15 protein-coding genes are annotated in these 22,513 nt (G+C 38.3%); 5 read left to right on the plus strand and 10 right to left on the minus strand.

Annotation, left to right across the window (positions count from 1 at the left end):
* Positions 1-168 precede the first annotated feature (168 nt).
* Positions 169-1,221 carry an SMP-30/gluconolactonase/LRE family protein gene (locus AN944_RS07360; RefSeq protein ID WP_082419947.1) on the plus strand — a complete coding sequence of 351 codons (1,053 nt, stop codon included), beginning with the start codon at positions 169-171 and terminating at the stop codon, positions 1,219-1,221.
* An 8-nt stretch (positions 1,222-1,229) separates the two neighbouring features.
* Here AN944_RS07360 and AN944_RS07365 read toward each other — a convergent pair whose 3' ends face one another.
* The 9 genes from AN944_RS07365 to galE all read right to left on the minus strand — a co-directional run bounded on the left by AN944_RS07365 (position 1,230) and on the right by galE (position 14,654).
* Positions 1,230-2,078, minus strand: coding sequence for a ThuA domain-containing protein (locus tag AN944_RS07365; protein ID WP_055023957.1), 849 nt, complete (start codon positions 2,076-2,078; stop codon positions 1,230-1,232).
* Between the two features lie 133 nt (positions 2,079-2,211).
* On the minus strand, positions 2,212-3,702 hold the full coding sequence (locus AN944_RS07370; protein WP_055023958.1) for a tryptophan halogenase family protein: 1,491 nt from the start codon (positions 3,700-3,702) through the stop codon (positions 2,212-2,214).
* Positions 3,703-3,760: 58 nt separating this feature from the next.
* Positions 3,761-4,777, minus strand: coding sequence for a cupin-like domain-containing protein (locus tag AN944_RS07375; protein ID WP_055023959.1), 1,017 nt, complete (start codon positions 4,775-4,777; stop codon positions 3,761-3,763).
* Positions 4,778-4,839: 62 nt separating this feature from the next.
* Entirely contained in the window at positions 4,840-5,565 is a 726-nt protein-coding gene (locus AN944_RS07380) for a SapC family protein (protein ID WP_055023960.1), read from the minus strand.
* 73 nt (positions 5,566-5,638) lie between these two features.
* Positions 5,639-7,324 (minus strand): tryptophan halogenase family protein, encoded by a 1,686-nt coding sequence (locus AN944_RS07385; RefSeq protein ID WP_055023961.1) that lies wholly within the window; start codon positions 7,322-7,324, stop codon positions 5,639-5,641.
* Between the two features lie 77 nt (positions 7,325-7,401).
* Positions 7,402-10,413 carry a TonB-dependent receptor gene (locus tag AN944_RS07390; RefSeq protein WP_055023962.1) on the minus strand — a complete coding sequence of 1,004 codons (3,012 nt, stop codon included), beginning with the start codon at positions 10,411-10,413 and terminating at the stop codon, positions 7,402-7,404.
* A gap of 316 nt (positions 10,414-10,729) precedes the next feature.
* A complete protein-coding gene (locus AN944_RS07395) occupies positions 10,730-11,782 on the minus strand; it encodes a glycoside hydrolase family 43 protein (RefSeq protein WP_055023963.1) in 1,053 nt (350 codons plus the stop codon).
* 95 nt (positions 11,783-11,877) lie between these two features.
* A complete protein-coding gene (locus AN944_RS07400) occupies positions 11,878-13,224 on the minus strand; it encodes an MFS transporter (protein WP_055023964.1) in 1,347 nt (448 codons plus the stop codon).
* A gap of 401 nt (positions 13,225-13,625) precedes the next feature.
* The gene (gene galE, locus AN944_RS07405) at positions 13,626-14,654 is read right to left on the minus strand and encodes a UDP-glucose 4-epimerase GalE (protein ID WP_055023965.1); all 1,029 of its coding nucleotides are present in this window, start codon (positions 14,652-14,654) and stop codon (positions 13,626-13,628) included.
* Between the two features lie 498 nt (positions 14,655-15,152).
* On the opposite strand from galE, the gene AN944_RS07410 reads away from it, so the two are divergent.
* The 3 genes from AN944_RS07410 to AN944_RS07420 all read left to right on the plus strand — a co-directional run bounded on the left by AN944_RS07410 (position 15,153) and on the right by AN944_RS07420 (position 21,036).
* The gene (locus tag AN944_RS07410) at positions 15,153-16,349 is read left to right on the plus strand and encodes an efflux RND transporter periplasmic adaptor subunit (RefSeq protein WP_055023966.1); all 1,197 of its coding nucleotides are present in this window, start codon (positions 15,153-15,155) and stop codon (positions 16,347-16,349) included.
* A 3-nt stretch (positions 16,350-16,352) separates the two neighbouring features.
* Positions 16,353-19,556, plus strand: a complete 3,204-nt coding sequence (locus AN944_RS07415; RefSeq protein ID WP_055023967.1) for an efflux RND transporter permease subunit — start codon at positions 16,353-16,355, stop codon at positions 19,554-19,556.
* A 217-nt stretch (positions 19,557-19,773) separates the two neighbouring features.
* Entirely contained in the window at positions 19,774-21,036 is a 1,263-nt protein-coding gene (locus tag AN944_RS07420; RefSeq protein WP_055023968.1) for an ectonucleotide pyrophosphatase/phosphodiesterase, read from the plus strand.
* Between the two features lie 95 nt (positions 21,037-21,131).
* Here AN944_RS07420 and AN944_RS07425 read toward each other — a convergent pair whose 3' ends face one another.
* On the minus strand, positions 21,132-21,380 hold the full coding sequence (locus AN944_RS07425) for a YdcH family protein (RefSeq protein ID WP_055023969.1): 249 nt from the start codon (positions 21,378-21,380) through the stop codon (positions 21,132-21,134).
* Positions 21,381-21,673: 293 nt separating this feature from the next.
* Between AN944_RS07425 and AN944_RS07430 the strand changes: the two genes are divergently transcribed.
* Positions 21,674-22,489 carry a hypothetical protein gene (locus AN944_RS07430; RefSeq protein ID WP_055023970.1) on the plus strand — a complete coding sequence of 272 codons (816 nt, stop codon included), beginning with the start codon at positions 21,674-21,676 and terminating at the stop codon, positions 22,487-22,489.
* Positions 22,490-22,513 lie beyond the last annotated feature (24 nt).

The following is a 22,513-nucleotide window of genomic DNA, read 5'->3' on the forward strand; positions in this document are numbered from 1 at the left end:
TTCAATTTACCCCTCCTTTTGTAATTAGCTTTTCCTCATGAGTGATTTAATTATCCTCACTTTTTTAAGCATATATAACGACGCAACTAAATGTCAATTTGACTATTAGATGCGAGGTAATTATGATGTTAAGCAATCATTAACAGGGAATATTGGGAAAAGGATCAAATGGGCAGCAAACATCTTTGTTTCATAAATATGGTTTTTCTTTTTAGCATGAGCTTTTATTTTACTCCTTCTGTTTTCGCTAATCCTGTTCAGCCTCATAAGGCCACTCAACAAGATTTCATTCAAAGCTCAAGTGATACAAGGTCAATCAACTCTTATTCAAACAACAAGGCAAACGCTGCGATAGATACAAAAGCACAATGTCATTCAGATATTCCACCTTTGCCTGTTAATCCCACACCAAAATTGATTACTAAAGATCTAGGATTTCTCGAAGGACCAACCTGGTCATCAGTGAAACAACAGTTTTATTTTTCAGAAATGGATTTTGACGGGCCTCAGACATCAGGACCTATTTCAACAATTTATACATGGAGTCATCAAAACGGTGTCAATAAACTAATCAATGATGTTGGTACGAATGGGTTATACGCTAAAGGTAATGAGTTATACCTGCTTGATCATGCTAACCGTGGTATCAGCAAGATGAATTTGTCGTCATTAAATCAACACGTCATTACTAACCAGTTTCAAGGCCAACATTTTAATTCTCCTAATGATGCCGTCATGGATAAAGATGAAATACTGTATTTTACTGATCCTGATTGGCAGCTAGGGCCACGAGAGCAGCAAACTCCTTATACTGGTGTTTATACGTTAAACAAGCAAGGTCATGTCCAACTTATTAATAAGTCACTTAATAAACCTAATGGAATCGCTTTATCTAGGGATGAAAAGCATATTTATATCGGGGATTACTCGCATCATATTTATGTTTATCGCTTAACAACGGGTAAAACATTAGCAGAAATTACGCAAAAAATTAGTATAGATACACCTGATGGAATGGCTATTGATTGTGCTGGCAATTTATATGCTACAAGTCATAACGAGGGTTTTATAAAAATTTATAATAAAAAAGGAAATTTGATTCAGTCAGTGTTCATTGCACCCAAATTGACTAATGTCGCTTTTGGTGGAAAAGATATGAAAACACTGCTCATTACAACAGGTAATGGGCTATTCAAACTGACAACAAAAGTTCCTGGTTAAATAATACTTTACTGACGATAACCAAGGCCTGTTGCCGCCCAATAAATGCCCCCGTATAAATGGGCTAAAAACAACGGGTCTTGATACACTGCACCCAGATGACCTAAGCCTGTATAAAATGAGCGACCACCATCAAAATATTGAAACCACGCAATGGGGTGAAAATCTCCCATCCCATCACCCTGTTTGTTTCCCCAATCAGATTGCGTTTGATAAGTCTGTTCGTCTACGGTTAATAAGTATTGCAAAGATGGTGTATTGGCCTCACTAAAGTCGTACCACTCGTCTGTAAACCAAAAAGAAGCAGGCAATTGTTCAGATCCGACAAAATCAATGGCAGTTTTATTAACGAGCGCAGTTTGCACTGTTGGATGAATGATAAACGTATGGCCAATTAATTTATGGTACCACTCCCAACTGTATTCAGTATCAGCAGCGCTGTGAATACCTACAAAACCTTTACCGCTTTGAACATATGTTTCGAGTGCTTGCTTTTGCTTTTCATTTAAAATGTCGCCACTTGTTGCCAAGAAAATAACCACATCCACATCTGCAAGGTACTGGGTATTAATATAATGTGCTTCCTGATGCCAGATAACATTGAAGAAATGTCTCTCGGCCAATTCTTCTATTGCCTTCACTCCATTTAATATAGATTTATGATGCCAACCAGAGGTTTTACTAAAAACTAATACATTAAATTGCTTTTTAGGCAACGTATCAAACCCCGTGGCATTAACTTGTTTAATCGTACAACACCAAGCTGAAATAAATAATAGAAGCAAAAAACCAAGTAATTTGGATTGATAAAAACTAGATACAAAAACACGAGATAACTGATAATTTTTACTGATCATAATCTGTTATTCCTAATAGAATTATTTAAAAGTTAGCAGTTAACTATCAGCTACTAGCAAGCTTATAAAAATTTAGCCCTACTGTTTTATCAAAGCCACGTTAAATAACAAATGGCAGAAGTTTAAAATTAACTTAGCTCATTTCAGCAGAGCGGCAATAATTTTGAATAAAATCCACATGATTAGGTAAGCTGTTTACCCTTCTCTGAATTGTTGATTTTATGGTATTTAGAAAACCCGCTAACTCCTCGTCAGACATGTTATCGACGATTGGATGATATTCTTTGGGCATGAGTCCTTGTCCAATCATCACTTGTAACCACGACGCTTCGCCAAACAATTCTTGATCTGTTTTATATACTTGTGCACTTTGTACAAACAAATCAATTCTATCTTGTAAGCTTTTTGGTATTTCCATCGATTTACAATAGCGCCAAAACTCACTGTCATCTCGCTGAGTTACATGATAGTGCAGCACAATAAAGTCGCGAACATTTTCGATTTCAAGTCGCATCTTTCGATTAAAATCATCAACTACAGCTGGTTCCATTTCTGTAGAAGGTAAGCTTTGCATCAATCTAACGACACTTTGTTGAATTAAATGGATACTCGTGGATTCTAGTGGCTCAATAAAGCCACTAGCAAGACCAATTGCTACACAGTTTTTGTTCCAGTGTTTACGGCGAGTACCAGTTTTAAACTTCAGGACTCTAGGTTCATTGAGCTTGTCACCTTCAATGTTTTCAAGCAGCAGGTCTTTTGCTTGCTGGTCTGTCATGTATTTACTACAAAACACTAAGCCATTACCCATTCTATATTGAAGTGGTATTTGCCATTGCCAACCCGATGGATGCGCTATTGAGCGTGTGTACGGCACTAACGGTTTAGTTTGTCTTGTTTGCACTGCAATAGCGCTATCACAAGGTAACCAGTGACGCCAATCTTCGTAACCAGTATGAAGTGCTTCTTCAATGAGTAATCCTTTAAATCCTGTGCAATCAATAAATAAATCGCCGTTGATCTGTTGACCATCAGCTAAGGTCAGCGATTTTATAAAACCGTTTGAATGATTAAGGTTAACTTTTGAAATAGTACCTTCAACCCGTTTGGCACCATGTTGTTCAGAAATGGCACGTAAAAACTTTGCATATAAACCGGCATCGGTATGAAAAGCATGGTTGCGGTCTTGATTAGGTAAAGCGGCGAATTTACCTAATCGACTGGCTAAATGTTCAGGGCAATAGTCACCAATGTCACTCGCTATCCCCTGTTGATAACCTTTGAGCCAAAAATGCTGGAAACCTGCAGCCCAGCAACTTTGGCCAATATAGCCAAACGAGTGCATATAATCTTCATTCACTTGTTTCCAGTTCTCAAAAGAAATCCCAAGCTTGAATGTCGCATTCGTTGCCGCCATAAAATCTGACTCTTTAATTTTTAACAGGTCATGGAATAAATGAAGCGTGGGGATTGTCGCTTCACCAACACCAACGGTAGGAATGTTATCAGATTCAATTAAAGTGACTGAAATAAGCTTTCCTAATAATTTTGAGAAAGCCGCAGCAGCCATCCAACCAGCCGTTCCGCCACCAGCTATAACTACATTTTTAATTTTATTTGACATTGTAATCCCCACTTGTACCTAGATTATTAGGTTATTGTTTTTATTCTATATTAAAACTTTAGCGCCTTAACTGATTTTGAATTTGCGCACGTAATTTTCTTGCCGTTATTTCATTTAATGGAGATCGCAAAACACCTTGTGCAGATGGTTGGATATGTTCAAAATTACTGTATTCATCGTTAAAAACATAATGATCGAACAATTTTTTCCAAGCATCTTTTTGCACTTTAGGTAAGTCACGGAGACTTAAAATACCGTGCATTAAAGCGTTACTCGGTTGTCCTAAATGCCCCAAGCCTGATGTAAACCAGTAGTTAATTAACACATTAAATGGTGCTAAGGCTTCAACTTGATGCCACCACATGCTAGGAATAATCAACGCATCACCCACTTCTAATTCGACAACTTGAGAAGCGTTAAATGCATGTTTAAGCTTTGGATATCGCTCAAAATCAGGATTTGTTAAATCAGCTAAGCTTATTGGCTGACCTCCAGGAGCAAGATCTATTGGACCAATATAAAGGTTATCTATTTGTTCAGGCGGAAATAAAGTAAAACGACGCCTTCCAACGACTGAACATGCTAGGTTTTGCGCAACATCATAATGCGCTGATATATTTGTTTGATTACCCATCCAGATATTCGTTAATGCATCATCTGGCATGGTATCGATTGTAATTTCTTCCAATAATTCAGGGAAATAGTGCTTAATGCTCGTTGAACCTACGTAAATGGTATCGGGATGCGGCTTTGAGATTTGGTCAATGAGTTGTGCTAACACATCATTTAAAGGCAACTGCACAGGATCAAAATTAAATCCTGACAAATCTTTATTATAAAAAACTCGCCCTTGATGGTCGTTGTGTAGATAACAAGCATTAACACTATCACCATCAAATTTTTTACGTAAATAATCCATGGCTTTAAGTAATGACTTTTTACCATGGTGAACAAGTGTCCAATCACTAGCAAAGTTTTTTAATATGACTGGTTGCTCTGAATATAACAGTGTTCTGTCGATATTCTGGGGCGTGACACCAGTATATTCACTAATTACTAATTTTTTATTGGCCATATCATTCTCTTCAATCAACTCTGTGAGGGGGTAAGTCAACCTTTGCTGTTAACACTCTGAAGTTAATTGTTTAGCTGTTTATTTTTTCGTTCAATCAGCTTATTAATGTGAGCTTGAGACGCGATAATCATGTAAATGACTTCTAAATAACCTGCATGGTGAAGTCCTAGGAGTTCTGCATCTTCTAATTTGGCTAGTCGTTCTTCATTAATGATATAAAATCCAATTAATTGATGATGAGAGCTATCATTTAATTTAATGTCCATTGACACTGATTCTAATAAATCACAATGGATTAACGCTGCTATAAATTGCTGATTTTCTTGTAAACCTAGGTGTAGGGTTTCAAGCACACTGCCAATATGTTCTAGATAATCACTGTTACCACCTAGCGGAAGAAACAAAGCTGTTCCTTGGTTACTACTCACTCTCGGAGAGTCTGTATCTAAAGTAATGACACGTTGCATATCAGTAACACCGTCTTGCGCTGTTTTTTGATAGCCAATATAAAAAGGCATCCTTTGAACTGATAGTGGGATATAAATCGCATCCCAGCCGTTTTCAGTTAAAAATAGATTTTCTTGGTTTTTAAAACCGAATAAGGTGACAGGGCTAAACTCGCCAGTATCAGAATGCTTCTGAAATAAGATGGGATAATGGGCTTGCGCAGTTTTGATCTCTGCTAAAAAAGTTGCAGCAAACCATAAATCATCGCCAAGTTCTGCTGAACGCTGAGTATTGATACGTAATTCTTTGTGTTCTACATTGTTGAGTAATACATGATTCATCTTATTCTCCCGACAAGATTGCCCTTACCCACAATCTCATATTATTTTGTTTATCTTGGTTAGTTTGTTTTAGTTAGATAGCAGAAAAGCCTTGTTGCCTAACAAGATCTAACAGTTCCCGATTAGATTTCATTCGTTGAGATAATGTTTGTCGCTTACTCATCACATCTTCTAAAAAGGCGATATAACGAGGAGTGATGCCTAAGTTTGGACTCAATAAATTAACCTTTGGATCAGGTGTATTAGCTGTTGTCGTCTCCTTCATCCCCATATAAACATATTGGTAACTCGCACTAGGAAAGAGAGGATTCACGTGAGTAATATCCGCTGCACTTGGTAATTGGTGTTGCCACAGATTGAGTAATGTTTTTAGTGAATCAGGTACTGAGCTTAATGTTTGATGTTCGCACCAATATTGGCTATCGCGTCGCTTGGATAAGACATAGTGCAATTTTAAAAATTCGATAATTTGCTGCCAATGTAACTTCATGCGCTTATTAAAACGCTCAGTAACGATTGGAAGAATTGCCAAATCTGTTGGAAATTGTTGTGCAATTTCAATTGCAGACTGTTCAACAAGCGCAATGGCAGACGCTTCAAGTGGTTCTATAAATCCCGCAGACATCCCTACTGCGACACAGTTTTTATGCCAGAATTGGCGACGAAAACCTGGTGAAAAACCAAGATGTTTAAATGACAAAGTTTCTAGTTGCTGCTCAGACAAATTAGGCGTACTTGTCGCGATATAGCGCTTAATTTCGGTTAAGGCCTCATCCTTTGTTTGATGAGAAGAGGAATATACATGACCTACACCTCTTCTTGTTTGTAGCCCAATATCCCAAATCCACCCCGCACTTACAGCTGTTGATAACGTACTTGAGTTTATACTGGCTGCAGTGTCGTTAGGGATTTGAACCGCTATCGCACTGTCATTAAATAATATTGATTTTTGACACGCTAATGGGATCTTGTAATGCTGGCCTAATAACAATGAATGCTGACCGCTGCAGTCAATGAACAAATCACCTTGAATCTTTCTATCCCTGTTACTTGAATCTTTAATCGTCACTGATTCAATATGCCCATGGCGGCAAGTAACGCTATTATTTTCAGAATACTCGGTATCTGATATTTGAACATCAACGCCTTGGTTTACGTTATTTATACCAACCACATTAGCAGCGATATGACTCACCTTAAGTCTATTCACGCAATGTTGTTTTAATAAGTTTGCAAATTTTGCCGCATCTAAATGGTATCCATAATTACAAACGAATTGGTACTCTGGTGTTGATATCTGCTTAGGTGCGAGATTTTGCTGACATAACTGGGTTTGATACCCCATAGCATCGGCAAACTTGATATCAAACGGTAAATTATTTTTTATCGTTTGATATTGCTTGAAAGCATCGGTAAAGGGGAAGCTAATCAGTGAAAATGGATGGTAATAACTATGAGTGACAGAATTATCACTACAACTAGTATCACTCACATTCCAATTAATAAACTTTGAGGCTTGTTTGAAACTGGCATCGCACTCAGTTAAAAACTCAGCCTCACTAATACCTATATCTTGTAAAGTTTGACGCATTGAAGGCCACGTCCCTTCACCGACACCGATCGTCGCGATATCAGGTGATTCGATTAAGGTAATAGTGACAGCATCATGAGTTATTTTAGAAGCCAAAATTGCAGCGGTTAACCACCCCGCAGTTCCGCCCCCAACAATAACGATATTTTTAATGGCTGTTGAAGTCATGTTGTGATCCACCAGATACACATTCAAATTAATCGTACTGGCTCATCTACCGAAATAGATGAGCCAGTGACGCATTGTTAGAATGTATATCTAACTCCTAAGCCATAACGTGCTCCTGTTTGAGTTATTTTATACACTAACTGATCAACACGACCGTATTCTTTAACGTACTCTTCAGTCACGTTAATACCTTCTAAGAATACTGTTAGGCCTTCTACAGCAGGGATGTCATAACTTACGTTGAAATCTATCTGATAATACTCGTCGGTATAAATAGGCGCAGTTAAATCACCATTTACACGACGCTCATTTAAAAATGCATCACGCCAGTTATAAGCAACGCGCGCTTGTAAACCATAATTATCGTAGAATAAAACTAAGTTGGCCGTATCACTTAACCCAACTAATGCTTCAGTGTCTTCTAGCGAATTATTATCGTATTCAAGATCTGAGTTAACCATGGTGTAGTTAACGATACCGCCAAAGCCAGTTTCGCCAAATAAATGCTGAACATTAAATTCGAAGCCATCAATGGTATGTTCTTCATCGCCATTAACAGGAACATTCAAGTTAAATGTAACTTCGTCGTCGGTAGCAGGATCACCAATAATTGTTCCGCCATCTAAGTTACCGTCTGCATCATAGTTTGGTTGAACATTCGGATCATTTTCATAATTTTCGAAAATATACTCACGAATTTCTTCGTTCGTTGCACCAGCACCCAATGCAGCCACCGCTGAATCAAACTTTTGTCCACTTAATGGATTTGATAAATTGAAAATATTAGAGGTGGTTGTTCCGGTACGGATCCAATTCGAAACATCTTTTCTAAAGTAACCAACAGAGGCATAGCTGCCTTCATCGTAATACCACTCACCGGTGAAGTCGTAGTTAATTGATTCTAAAGGTTCAAGTCCTGGATTTCCTGAACTACCAGAGTAACCACTTAAACTGCCACCAGTATTAATTGAAGTTCCACCTAGCAAATCATTGTAACTTGCACGTGAAATGGTTTTACTTGCAGCAGCACGCACCATAACATCATCAGTGACTGATAAATTGAAGTTTAAATTAGGCAAGAATTGGTCGTAATCAGCTGATTGACTCAAAGATTCAATACCTGTAATACCTGTTACCGAAGTTGAGGTTGCTTCGGTCCATTCAACACGGCTATAACCTGGAGCAGACGCTTGTGAGAACACATCTGTTTGTTCATAGCGTAATCCTACGTGAACACTAAAAGGCATATCCGAGATTTCGCCAAAGTAGTTGGCTTGCAAATAAGCAGCTGTAGTTTTCTCTTCTGTAAAGCGGTTTGTTCCTGCATCCCATTGCGTTGAAGCACAGAATTGACCTTCACCATTAGGGCCTGATGCCGCGCCTGGGGCAGCCTGACAATCACCGTATAAACCATCAACATTCGCTTCAGGATCAGCAAGTTCTGCAGCATTAACAATCTGGTCGAAATCGGCATAAAAGATTTTGTTGAATAGATCATAATCTTCTTGCGTAGGCGTCCCTTCGAAATTGCCAGGTGTACCAGAAAATTTATCTAAGATAGTGTCTTCAGTCCAATCAATACCAGCGAAGTCACCCACCTCACCAACACCACCCCAATCTGGGCGCTGAACTTGAGTATGACGATAATGGTTATTCACTTTATTGTAAGCGACACCAAAATCGATATTTAAATCTTCATTTAAATGATATTTACCACTTAATTGAGTTTGCTCAATATCAGAAGAATATTTGTCATTAGCAAACCAACTACCCGATAAACGCATCGTGCTAGGATTAAAGTTTTCGATATTACCAGTCGCAATCCCCGGAAGACTGCCGGTTAAGTCGAGACCTGTACGGCTACGGGTATAAGAAGGAAGTTGTACGTTATTACGTGTTCCGTGCCTAGGATCACTCGCTTCCATCGCCGCTGAGGAGTTATGATAGTCTAACGTTAAAGACAAATCGTCAGTCACATCCCAATCTAAATTGATACCAATAGAATCTGTTGTTTCTTCACGGCCCCAAGCACCGACAGTTAATGACGTATCTTGTAAATCTGCAGGACTATTGATGTTATATATTTCAGAGTAAATCTCAGGCCACGCGTTAGGTTCTCCGCTCCAAACAGATTCACTTCTATCACCAGCATAGTTGAACCATACAGATGCATCAGTATGCTGTTCTTCGATGTTATTTCTAAACGTAGTGTAATCGACTGTTGCAGTGAAGTTTTCAACTGGGCGATATTGCAGAGTTACTTGACCGTTTATGCGTTCGCGTTGACGTTCTTCAAAGATATAACGAGGTTGTTGTGCATTTGAGTAAATACCGGAAGTTGGACGATTTGTACCACCTTCAGCACCTGCAGGAACACCACCCCAGCCAGTATTAGTATAGTCACTTGCACGATAGCCTTGATCTTGAAGGAATTGCTGCATGCCACTTTCACGTTCCTGATAACTGCCTGAAATGGCAATACCAAATTTATCATCAGCAAAAGTTTGTGAATAAAGACCACTTAGCTCTGGTGTTGTACTGGCTTTATCTGATGACTTATCTTCAATTGCTTTACCACTGATAGTGGCTTTTAATCCTGGATTATCAAGTGGTTTAAAAGTAGTAAGATTAATCGTTGCACCAATACCACCTGATGTAACACTGGCATTAGAGGTTTTATAAACTTGTACCCCATTAACACTTTCAGCTGCAACATTGGCAAAATCAAACGTTCTGTCGCCTGTTGTATTTGGTAATTGACGGCCATTTAAAGTTATTAAGTTATTCGCTGCGCCAAAACCACGTACAGTGACACGACTGCCTTCCCCACTAGCTCGGTCAATAGATACACCAGTAATACGCTGTAATGATTCTGCTAAGTTGGTATCTGGAAATTTACCGATATCCTCTGCAGAAATTGCATCAACAACACCTTCTGATTCACGTTTAATATCCATGGCTCTTTCTAAGCCTCCACGAATACCGGTAACGGTAATGACTTCAACTTCTTCATCAGCGTAGCTGTTATTAGCAGCCATTGAACTTAATGCTGCTAGAATCGAAGTTGTTATAATCGTTTTGTTAAACATCTAACTCTCCCCTTTTCTTCATTATTGCCAAATCGGCAATGACTCCTTTTTGGTTTACACAAGCCAATAAAAAACTTGAAAACCTAATTATCATTATCAATAAAGAGTGCTAACAAAGACTGCTATCGGTTTAGATGTTATTAAATAGTTAAAAACATTAACTATCAAGTCCTTACCGATACTCTGTACATTTATTGCTTCATAAGCTGTAAAAAATTGACTACAGCTTTATTTCTCGTTGACATCTTCTGTATTGACTTAACAATTAATGTCAACTTGACCATAACTAAAATAAGCAAAAAAATTTGCTCTAATGCTAGTCATACGCGGTTATTGGCAAAATCTTGCCATTTATATCGTGTATTAATTCTGTTTTCTTTACGCATCTCAGATGGGTTTTACCTGATGACAAACTAGAATCATGATAGAACAACCACCATTTTTCTTGATGAAATACAATTGAATGATGATTCGTCCATCCTAAAACTGGATTTAAAATCACACCTTGATAAACAAATGGCCCATAAGGGTTATCTGCTATGCCATAAGCAATTTTATGGGTATCACCTGTCGAATATGAAAAGTAATACTTGCCTTGATATTTATGTAGCCACGATGCTTCAAAAAAGCGCCTCTCGTTATCACCTGTTGTGATTGGAGCGCCTGATTCATCAACAATCACAATATCTTTTACAGGCTCAGCAAGCGTTAACATATCGTCTGATAATTTAGCCATTTTTGCTGGTAACGCAGGCTCATTATCAGCTGGGTAGCTATCTTGAATACTAAATTTACCATCACGCCAGTTTTGTAACTGACCGCCCCATAAACCACCAAAATAAAGGTAATAACTGCCATCATCATCTTTAAACACGGCGGGATCGATACTGAAGCTCCCTTCGATATAGCTTTCCTGTGCTTTAAAAGGTCCAGATGGCGTGTCACTAATCGCAACACCAATTCTAAAAATACCGTCATAATCACGAGCTGGAAAATAGAAATAAAATTGACCCGATTTTTCAGCTGCATCAGGTGCCCATAATTGTTTTGAAGCCCATTTAATGTCTTCTAAACTTAATGCCACGCCGTGATCTGTCACTTCTTCACTATGGTTATCTATCGAAAGAACATGATAATCACGCATAGCAAAATGGTCGCCATCATCATTTATCGCACTGTCGGTTTCGATATCATGTGAAGGGTAAATATAAATTTTTTCATTAAATACATGAGCCGAAGGATCTGCTGTATAAATATTGGTGACTAATGGCGGATTCTTTGGCTTAAAAGATCTCGCTTTCTTTAAGTCAAGTTGTTGTTTACGCTCAGCATCACTCATTTCAGCTTCTGGTTTCTTTTCCGATTCCATGTTGTTTACATCTCATCCATTATTAAACGTTGGCAAACTTGTTATAGAAACAATCCTTACCGTCTATATTCTGTAGCGATTAACAAGTCTTTGCCTTATTGCTGCTCAGTCCCTATCAATTTGAGTTGAATTTTTTTAACTTCAACTTCTGTTAGCTTGTATTTCGCAATTACAATTAAACAAATGACAGTGCAAATCACAGGTATGCCGGCAAAGGCTAATAATATGCCAGACAAGGTTTCATCTGTTTGTTGTTGATTAGGTATATAGTTATAAGCCGACAGCAACCATCCTGCTAATGCTCCACCTATTGCGAAACCAAATTTGATAGCTAATAAATGGCCCGAAAAAGTAATTGCAGTCAGGCGTCTACCTATCTTTTCAACACCATAGTCAACGGTGTCTGCAACCATTGAGAACATAATGGGCGTAATAATCATGTGTGCAAAATTAGCAATAAAATAGATGATAAATATCAGCAGTATTTGATCGTTAGCAATCACGTAAAATAAGCTATGAGAGATAATGACAACAACTAAAGCAACCTGAAACAACACCTTTTTTTCAAAGTATTTAGATAAGAAATTTGTTGAAATTGCACCTAGAACAGACCCAATAGCTGCTACTGTTAAAAAGTTTGATAGAAGGCTCTCGTCACCCACATAATATTTAATGTAATGCGGTGCGACAGATGCACGGATCCCTATGAGTGTTAACGTCGCTAAGCTTATAATGGCTATCACTAACCATTGGTCATTCTTAAATAATTCGAAGAAGTCTTTATAAATGTGTCTAAAGCTTTTTCTCTCTGTTACCTGAATAGTTTCTTTCGTCATTTTAAAACATAACAAGAAGCAGCTTGCAGCTAAGGCTCCCATGAACACCATTGCTAATGGATAGCCTTTGGTATCAGAACCTTGACCAAAAAACTCAACTAATCTCGGAATTGCCCACACGATAATCACTAACGCAGCCATAGCCATTGCAAATCGGTAAGACTGTAATGACGTTCTTTCCTTAGGATCATTAACCATGACACCACCAAGTGCGCCATAAGGAATATTGATTGCGGTATAACAGGTCATCAATAGTCCATAAGTGATATAGGCATAGATAAGTTTTCCAGTGGTATCAAAATCAGGAGTAATGAAGGCTAAACACGCTAAAACACCATAAGGAATCGCAAGAAACAAAATATAAGGACGATACGATCCCCAACGGGTTCTCGTTCTATCGGCAATGCCGCCCATGACTGGATCAGTAAAACCATCAAATAACCTGACCGACAGCAATAAGGTACCCGCTGCAGCTGCAGACAGGCCATAAACATCGGTATAGAAAATCAACATGAAATTAGCGACCATTTGAAACACGATATTACTGGCAGTATCACCTAACCCATACCCCATTTTTTCTTTGATGGTCAGCTTTGCGTTTTCCATTTATTCCCCAGTCAAATGTAATTAACTCGTTATAGTCAAAAATACTATATGGTTAAAATTAGATTGTAAATACCCTTTAATGAAAATTTAACCATTTAGTAACAACAAGCTTGATGTGGAGTAATATAAAGAGAAATTAACGGCTAACTAGAATGTGTTCAGCGTTATTGACTAGTCACGACAATGATAAAAGACATTGATAAGAAGACATTCATTTCTTCGCGTTCAAGATTTGAAGCGGCTGACTGAGAATGGTTAACTTAGTAAAGTTTAACGTAACCGTATAAGGACATTATTATGAGTAAAAGCATTCAAGGGTCTGATTTAACGGTACCTGATAAAATAGGCGTTTATAACGCAATAAAAAAGGCGATGTATTCATCGCCCTTATAATTAGAAACTTATTCTTTGTCGTAGCCATTTGGATTGGCAGATTGCCAACGCCATGTATCATCCATCATTTGTTGCAATGTACGAGTGGCTTTCCAATTAAGCTGTTTATTGGCTTTCTCAGCATTGGCCCAGAAAGCCGGTAAATCACCAGCACGTCTTGGACTAACTTCATAAGGAATGGCTTTTTTTACCGCTAATTCGAAAGCGCTAACAATTTCAAATACTGAAACGCCATTTCCTGTACCTAAATTGAACGCTTCAACCCCGGTAAATGCTGGATGACGAGTTAACCAATTCATCGCTGCTACATGACCTTCAGCAAGATCCATTACGTGTAAATAATCTCTCTCACAAGTACCATCTTTAGTCGGATAATCATCGCCGAAGACACTTAACTTTTCTCTTTTCCCAACCATAACTTGTGCGACATATGGCAGTAAATTGTTTGGTATTCCTTTAGGCGATTCGCCGATCTGACCACTCTCATGTGCGCCGATCGGGTTAAAGTACCTGAGTGACACCCCTCTAAAATCAGGATTTGATGCAGCGGTATCGGCCATAATGCGCTCAACCATTACTTTAGTGGCACCGTACGGACTTGAAGGCGTACCTAATTTCATCGTTTCAACATACGGAACATCGTTTTCTTCTCCGTAAACTGTAGCCGATGAACTAAAAATAAAATTATGCACATTATGTTCAGCCATCACTTCCAGTAAGCAAACAGAACCATGCACATTATTTTGATAATAAGCCAATGGAATTTGTCCTGATTCACCAACTGCTTTTAATGCAGCAAAGTGAATGACTGTATCAATATTATTTTGACTAAATAATGATTTAAGCTGCGACTTATCTCTGATATCACCTTGAATAAAATGAACAGACTTTCCAGTTAGGTTTTCAACTCGCTTAATCGATTCTAGGTTTGAGTTAAATAAATTATCAAAAACAATTACATTACAATCATTTTCGAGTAACGATAAAACCGTATGCGAACCAATATAACCCGCACCACCAGTGACTAAAACGTTCATTTCTATTCCTTGTGAAATACTTTTACTTAAATGTGCTATTTGCTGAGCGTAATTTTGAACGTTAATGACAAAATTAGCTAATGAAATTAAGTCTATCGTAAAAATGTACCTTTATACAGATTGTTTTTTGTTAACGATATGCAGTATTCACCAATGAATGATTAACAATGACATGCTGACTGAGGCCTACCCACCCTCGTCACGAGTAACAAAATGGTTACAAAGTGAACTGTATAAACCTTTGAACTACACCTTAAATATGAATTTAGACGTACTTAACAAACCTGAGAAATTATAATAATCAAGTTTAAATGATTGATTATTAAAAACAATAAGTGATCTAAAACGCAGCATATTATGTATACCTAATTGACACAAAAAATTACACATTGAAACAGTCACCTTTTAACAAAGCGTGTAACATACTCGTATAATATCTATAACCATAATATTTAAGCGGGCATTTGGCCTGTATAAGCTTCAACAAGAGGAAGTGTCGTGGCTACAGCAAAACAAATTTTATTCCCAATAGGGATCATTGGTGTAGGTCTTTTGATTTCAGGCGTGTTTATTTCAATGCAAAAACCACCTGAAGAAAAGCCACCAATTGATAATACGCCTCTCGTATCAATTGAAAAAATACAATACCAACCAATGACGTTTACCGTCAGTTCTTACGGGGTTGTCAATGCGAAATACCATACTGAAATAGTCGCTCAAGTCAGTGGTGAAATTACCTATCTATCAGATAACTTTGTTAAAGGCGGCTTCATCAAAAAAGGAGATGTTCTAGCCAGAATTGATCCAAGTGACTATGAATCAGCGCTGTTAGATGCACAAGCCAATCTTGCATCAGCAAAAGCGACATTAGTACAAGAAAAAGCAAACGCTCAAGTAGCCGAACGTGAATGGGCAGAAATTACTGATAGCAAACCCAGTGACTTAAGTCTTCGTAAACCACAACTGGCACAAGAGATTGCTAAACTGAAAAGCGCTGAAGCTGGACTATTACGGGCTAAACGCAACCTTGAACGTGCCATTATTAAAGCCCCATACGATGCGCTTATTGGCAGTCGTAACATAGGTCTTGGTACTTATGTCAGTAATGGCGCTTCAATTGGGTTGGTTTATAGCACAGACAAAGCGGAAGTGAGATTACCTCTCGCAGATAAAGAAATGCAATATCTTGACCGTAAAGGTGCCAATGCAGAAGTTAAACTTGTTGGTAATTTTGCCGGTGAAAAGCAAGAGTGGATAGGCACTATTGTCCGCAGTGAAGGCATTATTGATAGTAAAAGTAGAATGACTTACCTCGTGGCTGAAGTCGACGATCCTTATGGTCTTAAAGGGGATCATAAAGAGTTACGTTACGGCACTTATGTCACAGCACATATTGGTGGAACCCATGCTGGTGAAGTTGCTGTGGTTCCAAGGCACCTTATAGTAAATGGTCTTGTCGCTACCATGGATAAAGAAAATAAGTTGCGTTATTTACCCGTTAATATCATTCGACAAGATGGCAGTAACGTCATTATTTCGAGTGGATTAGAAAATGGTATGAACATTATCACTTCAGCCCTAGATTATCCTGTTGAAGGGATGTCAGTTGCTTTACCACAGGATAAGGTTTTACAAACTGAGCCAAAAATTGGGGTGAATTCTGATACCGCTGTTGCCATGGAAGACAAGGAATAATTCATGGAAGATACAAATAAAGGCTTAATTGCTTGGTTTGCTCGTAACAGTGTTGCAGCAAACTTACTAATGATCATTATTTTACTTGGTGGTTTACTGACTGCTAATACGATTCGTAAGCAGTTCTTCCCTGCCGTTGAAATTAACTGGATTGAATTTAGTGCAGTTTATCCTGGCGCAGCACCACAAGAAGTTGAAGAAGGTATAACAGTAAAAATTGAACAAGCACTTGAAACCGTTCAAGGTTTACAACGTGTCATCACCTACTCTAACCGCAACCAAGCAAACGGCTACTTCAGGATTGAAGACTCTTATGACCCACAGATTGTTTTAGATGAAGTAAAGTCTGAAATTGGTTCTGTATCAACCTTTCCTGCGGGGATGGAATTTCCAAAAGTTGAGCGAATCAAAATTCGTCAAGAAGTCATGTATTTAAGTTTGTATGGCGATCTATCTCAGCGACAACTAAAAGATTTAGGCGAAAAAATCCATAAAGAGATCATGCAATTACCGAATGTGAATATTTCGGAGTTTTATGGTGGTTTAAATTACGAAATCAGTGTCGAGGTAAGTAAAGACCGTTTGCGTGAATTTGGTCTTAACTTTAATGATGTTGCAGAAGCTGTGCGTGGCTACTCACGTAATATGTCTGCTGGACAAATCAAAGCTGAAAACGGCTATATTAACTTACGTGTTGAAAACCAAGCTTATGTTGGTTATGAATTTGAAGATTTGCCACTGTTAACCTTAGATGATGGTACTAACCTTTTATTAGGCGATGTTGCCACGGTTAATGATGGATTTGAAGAAGGTATTCAATACTCAAAATTTAATGGACAAAATGCCGTCACATTTTTTGTCGGAGCAGCAAAAAATCAAAGCATCACCGATGTTGCTGACACAATGAAGGAATACATTGCTAAGAAACAAGCGCTGTTACCAGAAGGTGTAACATTAGAGCCGTGGGTAGATATGACCTATTACCTAGATGGTCGGTTAGATTTGATGCTAGATAGTATGAAAACAGGTGCTGTTCTTGTGTTTTTCATGTTAGCGCTATTTTTACGTGTCAGGCTAGCTTTTTGGGTAATGATGGGATTACCTGTTTGTTTCCTTGGTACCCTTTTATTTATGCCAATGGGTTTTATTGACGTGACAATCAACGTCATTAGTTTATTCGCATTTATTCTCGTCCTCGGTATCGTGGTAGATGATGCCATCGTCATGGGCGAAAGTGCTCACACAGAATGTGAAGAAAATGGCCAAAACATAGATAGTGTTATTAGAGGGGTAAAACGAGTTGCTATGCCTGCAACCTTCGGCGTACTGACCACCATTGCCGCGTTTTTACCTATTACTTTAGATGACGGTCCTTCATCCGCCTTTGGCCAAGCAATCGGCTATGTCGTCATATTGTGTCTATTATTTTCTTTAGTTGAATCAAAGCTGATTTTACCTTCTCACTTAGCCCATATGAACAAACCCAAAGTCGTTCAACCAGGTTCAAAGAATCCGTTGGATTGGCTGCGAAATGGGGTCAATTTCATTCAGAAGAAAATCGAAACTAATCTGACTTGGTTCATAAAAAACGTTTATAAACCAAGCCTTACTGTTGCGGTTAAATACCGTTATGCGGTTATTGCAACCTTTGTGATGTTAATTGTTATATGCGCATCATTATATATCAGTGGATTAGTTAGGTTTATTGGCCAACCTAAGATCCCACATGATTTCCCTCGCATCAGCTTGGAAATGAATGTCGATGCTGCGGAAACAGCAACTTTAGATGCAGCTCACTCAATCGAGAAAGCCTTACGTACCGTTGAAAAGCAGCTAGAGGATCAATATGGTCAAGGCATGATTGCAGAGCTACAAGTTGAATTACAAGGTCGTACTCGTGCGGAAGTAAGAACTAAGCTTGTTGATCCATCTTTACGTCCTATCAATACATTTGAAGTCGCAGAAATGTGGCGCCAAGCAATGCCTAAAATCCCAGGAGTCAAATCGTTCACTGTTCAAGATAGTTTATTTGGCGGTGGACGTGATGACGGTGATATTAGCTTTAGGTTGGAAGGAAATGATGAACAACAACTGTTAGCTGCTTCTCAAGCATTAAAAGACAAACTAAACACCTTAAAAGGTGTCAGTGACGTCAATGACAGCCGCCAATCTTCAGCCAAAGAAGTTCAATTTGATTTAAAGCCGTTAGCCCATAGCTTAGGTCTTACCTTAGCCAACATTGCATCGCAAGTTGGTAACAGTTTTTATGGTCTTGAGGCGCAACGTATTATTCGCAACGGTGAAGAAATTAAAGTGATGCTTCGTTACCCTGAGGAACAACGTAATTCTATCGCCTTGGTTCAAGATGTTTTGATCAAAACCCCACAAGGCGCAGAACTGCCTTTATCTGAAGTAGCTAACATTACTGTAGTACAAGGTGTGAGTAGTATTCGTCGTGAAAATGGTAATCGCACCATCAATGTATGGGCTTCAGTTGATGCAGAGCAAGCAGAGCCTTTCAAACTGGCTAAAGATATTCGCGATAACTTTATGCCAGAATTGTTAGCCAAATATCCTCGTGTAAAAAGTGAAGTCTCAGGCAGTATTCAAGAGCAGCTTGATAGTGCTGATACGCAAATGCGTGATTTTATTATTTCAATGCTAGTGATATATAGCTTGTTAGCGATTCCGCTTAAATCCTATGTGCAACCTTTTATGATCATGTCAGTGATCCCGTTTGGTGTGATTGGCTCTATGTTAGGACATATCATATTAGGCATTGATTTAAGTGCCCTATCGGTATTCGGGATCATCGCCGCTGCAGGTGTTGTAGTCAATGACTCCCTCGTTATGGTCGATTATGTCAATAATTCCCGTAAACAAGGCATTAGACTGAATGAAGCTGTTATTAATGCAGGTTGTCGCCGCTTTAGAGCGATAATGTTAACGTCATTAACCACATTTATTGGGCTTGTACCTATTATGACGGAAACAAGCATGCAAGCTCAGATGGTTATTCCCATGGCAGTCTCATTAGCGTTTGGCGTGTTGTTTGCGACTGTGGTTACCTTATGTTTAATCCCATGTTTGTATATTGCGATAGAAGATATGCGACGTATTGCACGTAAGATTTATCATCTTTATGTACCACAAACAAAGGAACAAGCATTAGCAGAGCTTAATTCGTTAACGAATAGTTCAAGCTAGCAAGGGATTAACTTCTGAATTGGCCTGACAAAGAATTAACGGCTAATGATTAAAAAAGCGAAACTTAGGTTTCGCTTTTTTATTACTTTTAAACCTGTCTTTGTCGATTTGTCATATAACTAAGTTATATTAACTCGCGTAAAGCATTATTAGTGTTAACGAAAACGAAGATTTAATCTCAGCAGTGCTTCACTTCTTTCAAAGGAAAATTATCACAATGCAAGCAAGTGTACCCTTCAAAAATAGGTTGTTCATAGTCGTACTTTTAACCTGGTGCGTATTACTTTCCGCCAATGTTAACGCAGACAGTCAAAAAGCAGCTAAACAGCAAAATGTTCTATTAATCTCTATTGACGGTTATCGATACGATTACAATCAGCTACATAACCCTCAAGCACTTAATCAATTTGCTAAGGATGCCGCAACGGTTGAGTTATTCACTCCGGCTTTTCCTACAGTAACTTTTCCTAATCACTTAACTTTAGTGACCGGTCTGTATCCGGCAAATCACGGTATTGTGTCGAATCGTTTTTATAATCCAGTATTAAAACGTGATTATGCAATGAATATTCATGAAGCAGTCACCGATGGCCAGTTCTATCAAGGTGTGCCTTTATGGTCTTTGGCGCGTCAACAAGGATTAAAATCTGCCACTTATTTCTGGCCAGGGTCTGAAGCTGAAATTGCTGGTTTTAGACCTAATTACTGGCTTAAATATGATGGCCGAACCCCAAATGAGCAACGCATTCAACAAGTTGTTGAGTGGTTTTCATTACCAGAAAGCGAAAGACCACAATTCGTTACCTTATATTTTTCGGATGTTGATAGCGCAGGCCATCATCACGGTCCAGAGTCAACACAGACATACAACGCAGTGCAATACATTGATAAACTTATTGCGAGTTTACTTAAACAAATAAATGACTTACCGATTGATATCAATGTCATCATCACTTCAGATCACGGCATGGCTAAAGTAGATGAATTTGATAGAATTTACACTGATAAATTAGTGGGTAAAGTCGCTAATTTAAAGGATAAGTTTATCTTTAATAATGATGCTGCCTTCTCATTAGTCACAGCCATAGGTGAAAATAAAAAGCAAGATTTAGCTAGGCTGAAAGCGCTTGTGGAAGAGGTAGAAGGTTTAGCGTTTTATTTACAAGCTGAAATGCCAGAACGCCTCCATTTTAGTGGAAACCCCTCAATTGGTAATGCCGTTATTATTAGTAACAATCACTATATTACTTCCACAGATGCAAAACCTGGCGTAATCGGAAAGCATGGCTATGATCCACAAACTATTCACGATATGAATACAGTTTTATACGCCAAAGGGCCTGCATTTAATCAGGCAACAATTGCTCAAGCAGATAATATTCATCTCTACCCTTTGATTGCCAATATTTTAGGTCTAACGATACCCGATGATATTGATGGTGAGTTACGTTTTTTGTCGCCTTTGCTGCGCAAACCGTAATCCTATGACTTAACGGATCCCCTATTTGGTGATAAAAAAGCCTGTTGTCATTAACAGGCTTTATAACAACCAAGGAGTAGACAATATAGCGATAGTTACTTAGCTTCAGATTCCATTATTTTATGATAAAGCGCATCTTTCATTTCAACGCGTTGTTGTTTTAAATCATGGATTGCATCATCGGCAATTGGCGAGTCTTTGAGCTCTAAATCACGTATTTGTTTATCGAGTTCATCATAACGCTTTAAAATCTCAGCAAAGTTCGCATCACTACTGTTTAGTGCAGTGATTGTGTCTAAATGATCTGGAAATTCATTTCTAAGAGAGTGATTTTCACCTAACATAAAAGCCTCATTTGATTATTAAATAAACCATGTTCGTTCTTTATAAATTTACAAGAATAAATCTAACGTATTTAGAATGTAGATCACACAGTTTAAAATTCAATCAAATAATGCCACTTTTGACGCTAAGGTTTACAAGAAAGTGTTTTCAATTAAATACAGTAATTCAAAAGAACTTATTTTTTGCCTATAAAGCAGACGTTTGCAAGGCAATTTTTAGCGCTATTTCTGGATTACTGTTAAGCTTACTGGTAAATATTTCTCTTTTTCTCATCCATCGTTATGGTTCTAACATGCAATTAATTGAGTCGCCACATTTTGGCCAAGTGACAATTATTGGCAATGCCAACGGAGATTGGCAAGCATCTAAAAATGGCTACTCGATAATTTTTAATGGAACTGTTGCTGAAGGAGAGCATATCATTAATATTTGTAATGGCCCTTTTGCAGGTTCGACAGAAGATTTTGTCGTTACCGGCCACCATAATAAATGGTTAAGCACTCAACTTTCCGCTATTGCTCATGAACTTCAAAGCAGATTGAATTGCTGGCCTTCCTCTGGACTGGCATGTTTTATCTTATTTAGTCGATTAACGATTCCCCTTTCATTAACAAGAATGTCGTTATTGCCTAATTTAGCCCGTAATAACACAATGGCAAAAAACGAGCACCTGCCTTGCGTTGTTCATAACTGGCTTGGAGAAAGAAGAATCGCACTAAGCCAAATTAAAGAGTCACCAAGATCACAGATTAATTGGCCTGCTTTATTGTTATCATCAGATAACAATAAAGCCCTCTATCGTGCAGTAGACGTCACATCAGAGCAAAGCATTAACGACTCTCCTTTTGCCCTACTAGCTAAAATTGCCAACTTACAATCAAGCACACCTGAAGGTGTTATAGCGCTAGAGAAACTAGCGAATTTACCGTTATCGCACTGGTTAGCATGTTCTACACAATCCAACTTATTAGACGTAGAACCCCTTTTCTTTAACCTACAACCTGAAAAAAACGCAGGAATATGGTATTTGTCTGACAATCAGGCATCACAATATCTTGACTCAATTCGCTTATCGTTAGCACTCTGTCAGCAAGCATTATTGAAATAAACAGCGTTACAACACCATTATCTT

This window comes from Shewanella sp. P1-14-1 (genome assembly GCF_001401775.1).
In the GTDB taxonomy this organism is placed as follows: Bacteria; Pseudomonadota; Gammaproteobacteria; order Enterobacterales; family Shewanellaceae; genus Shewanella; species Shewanella japonica.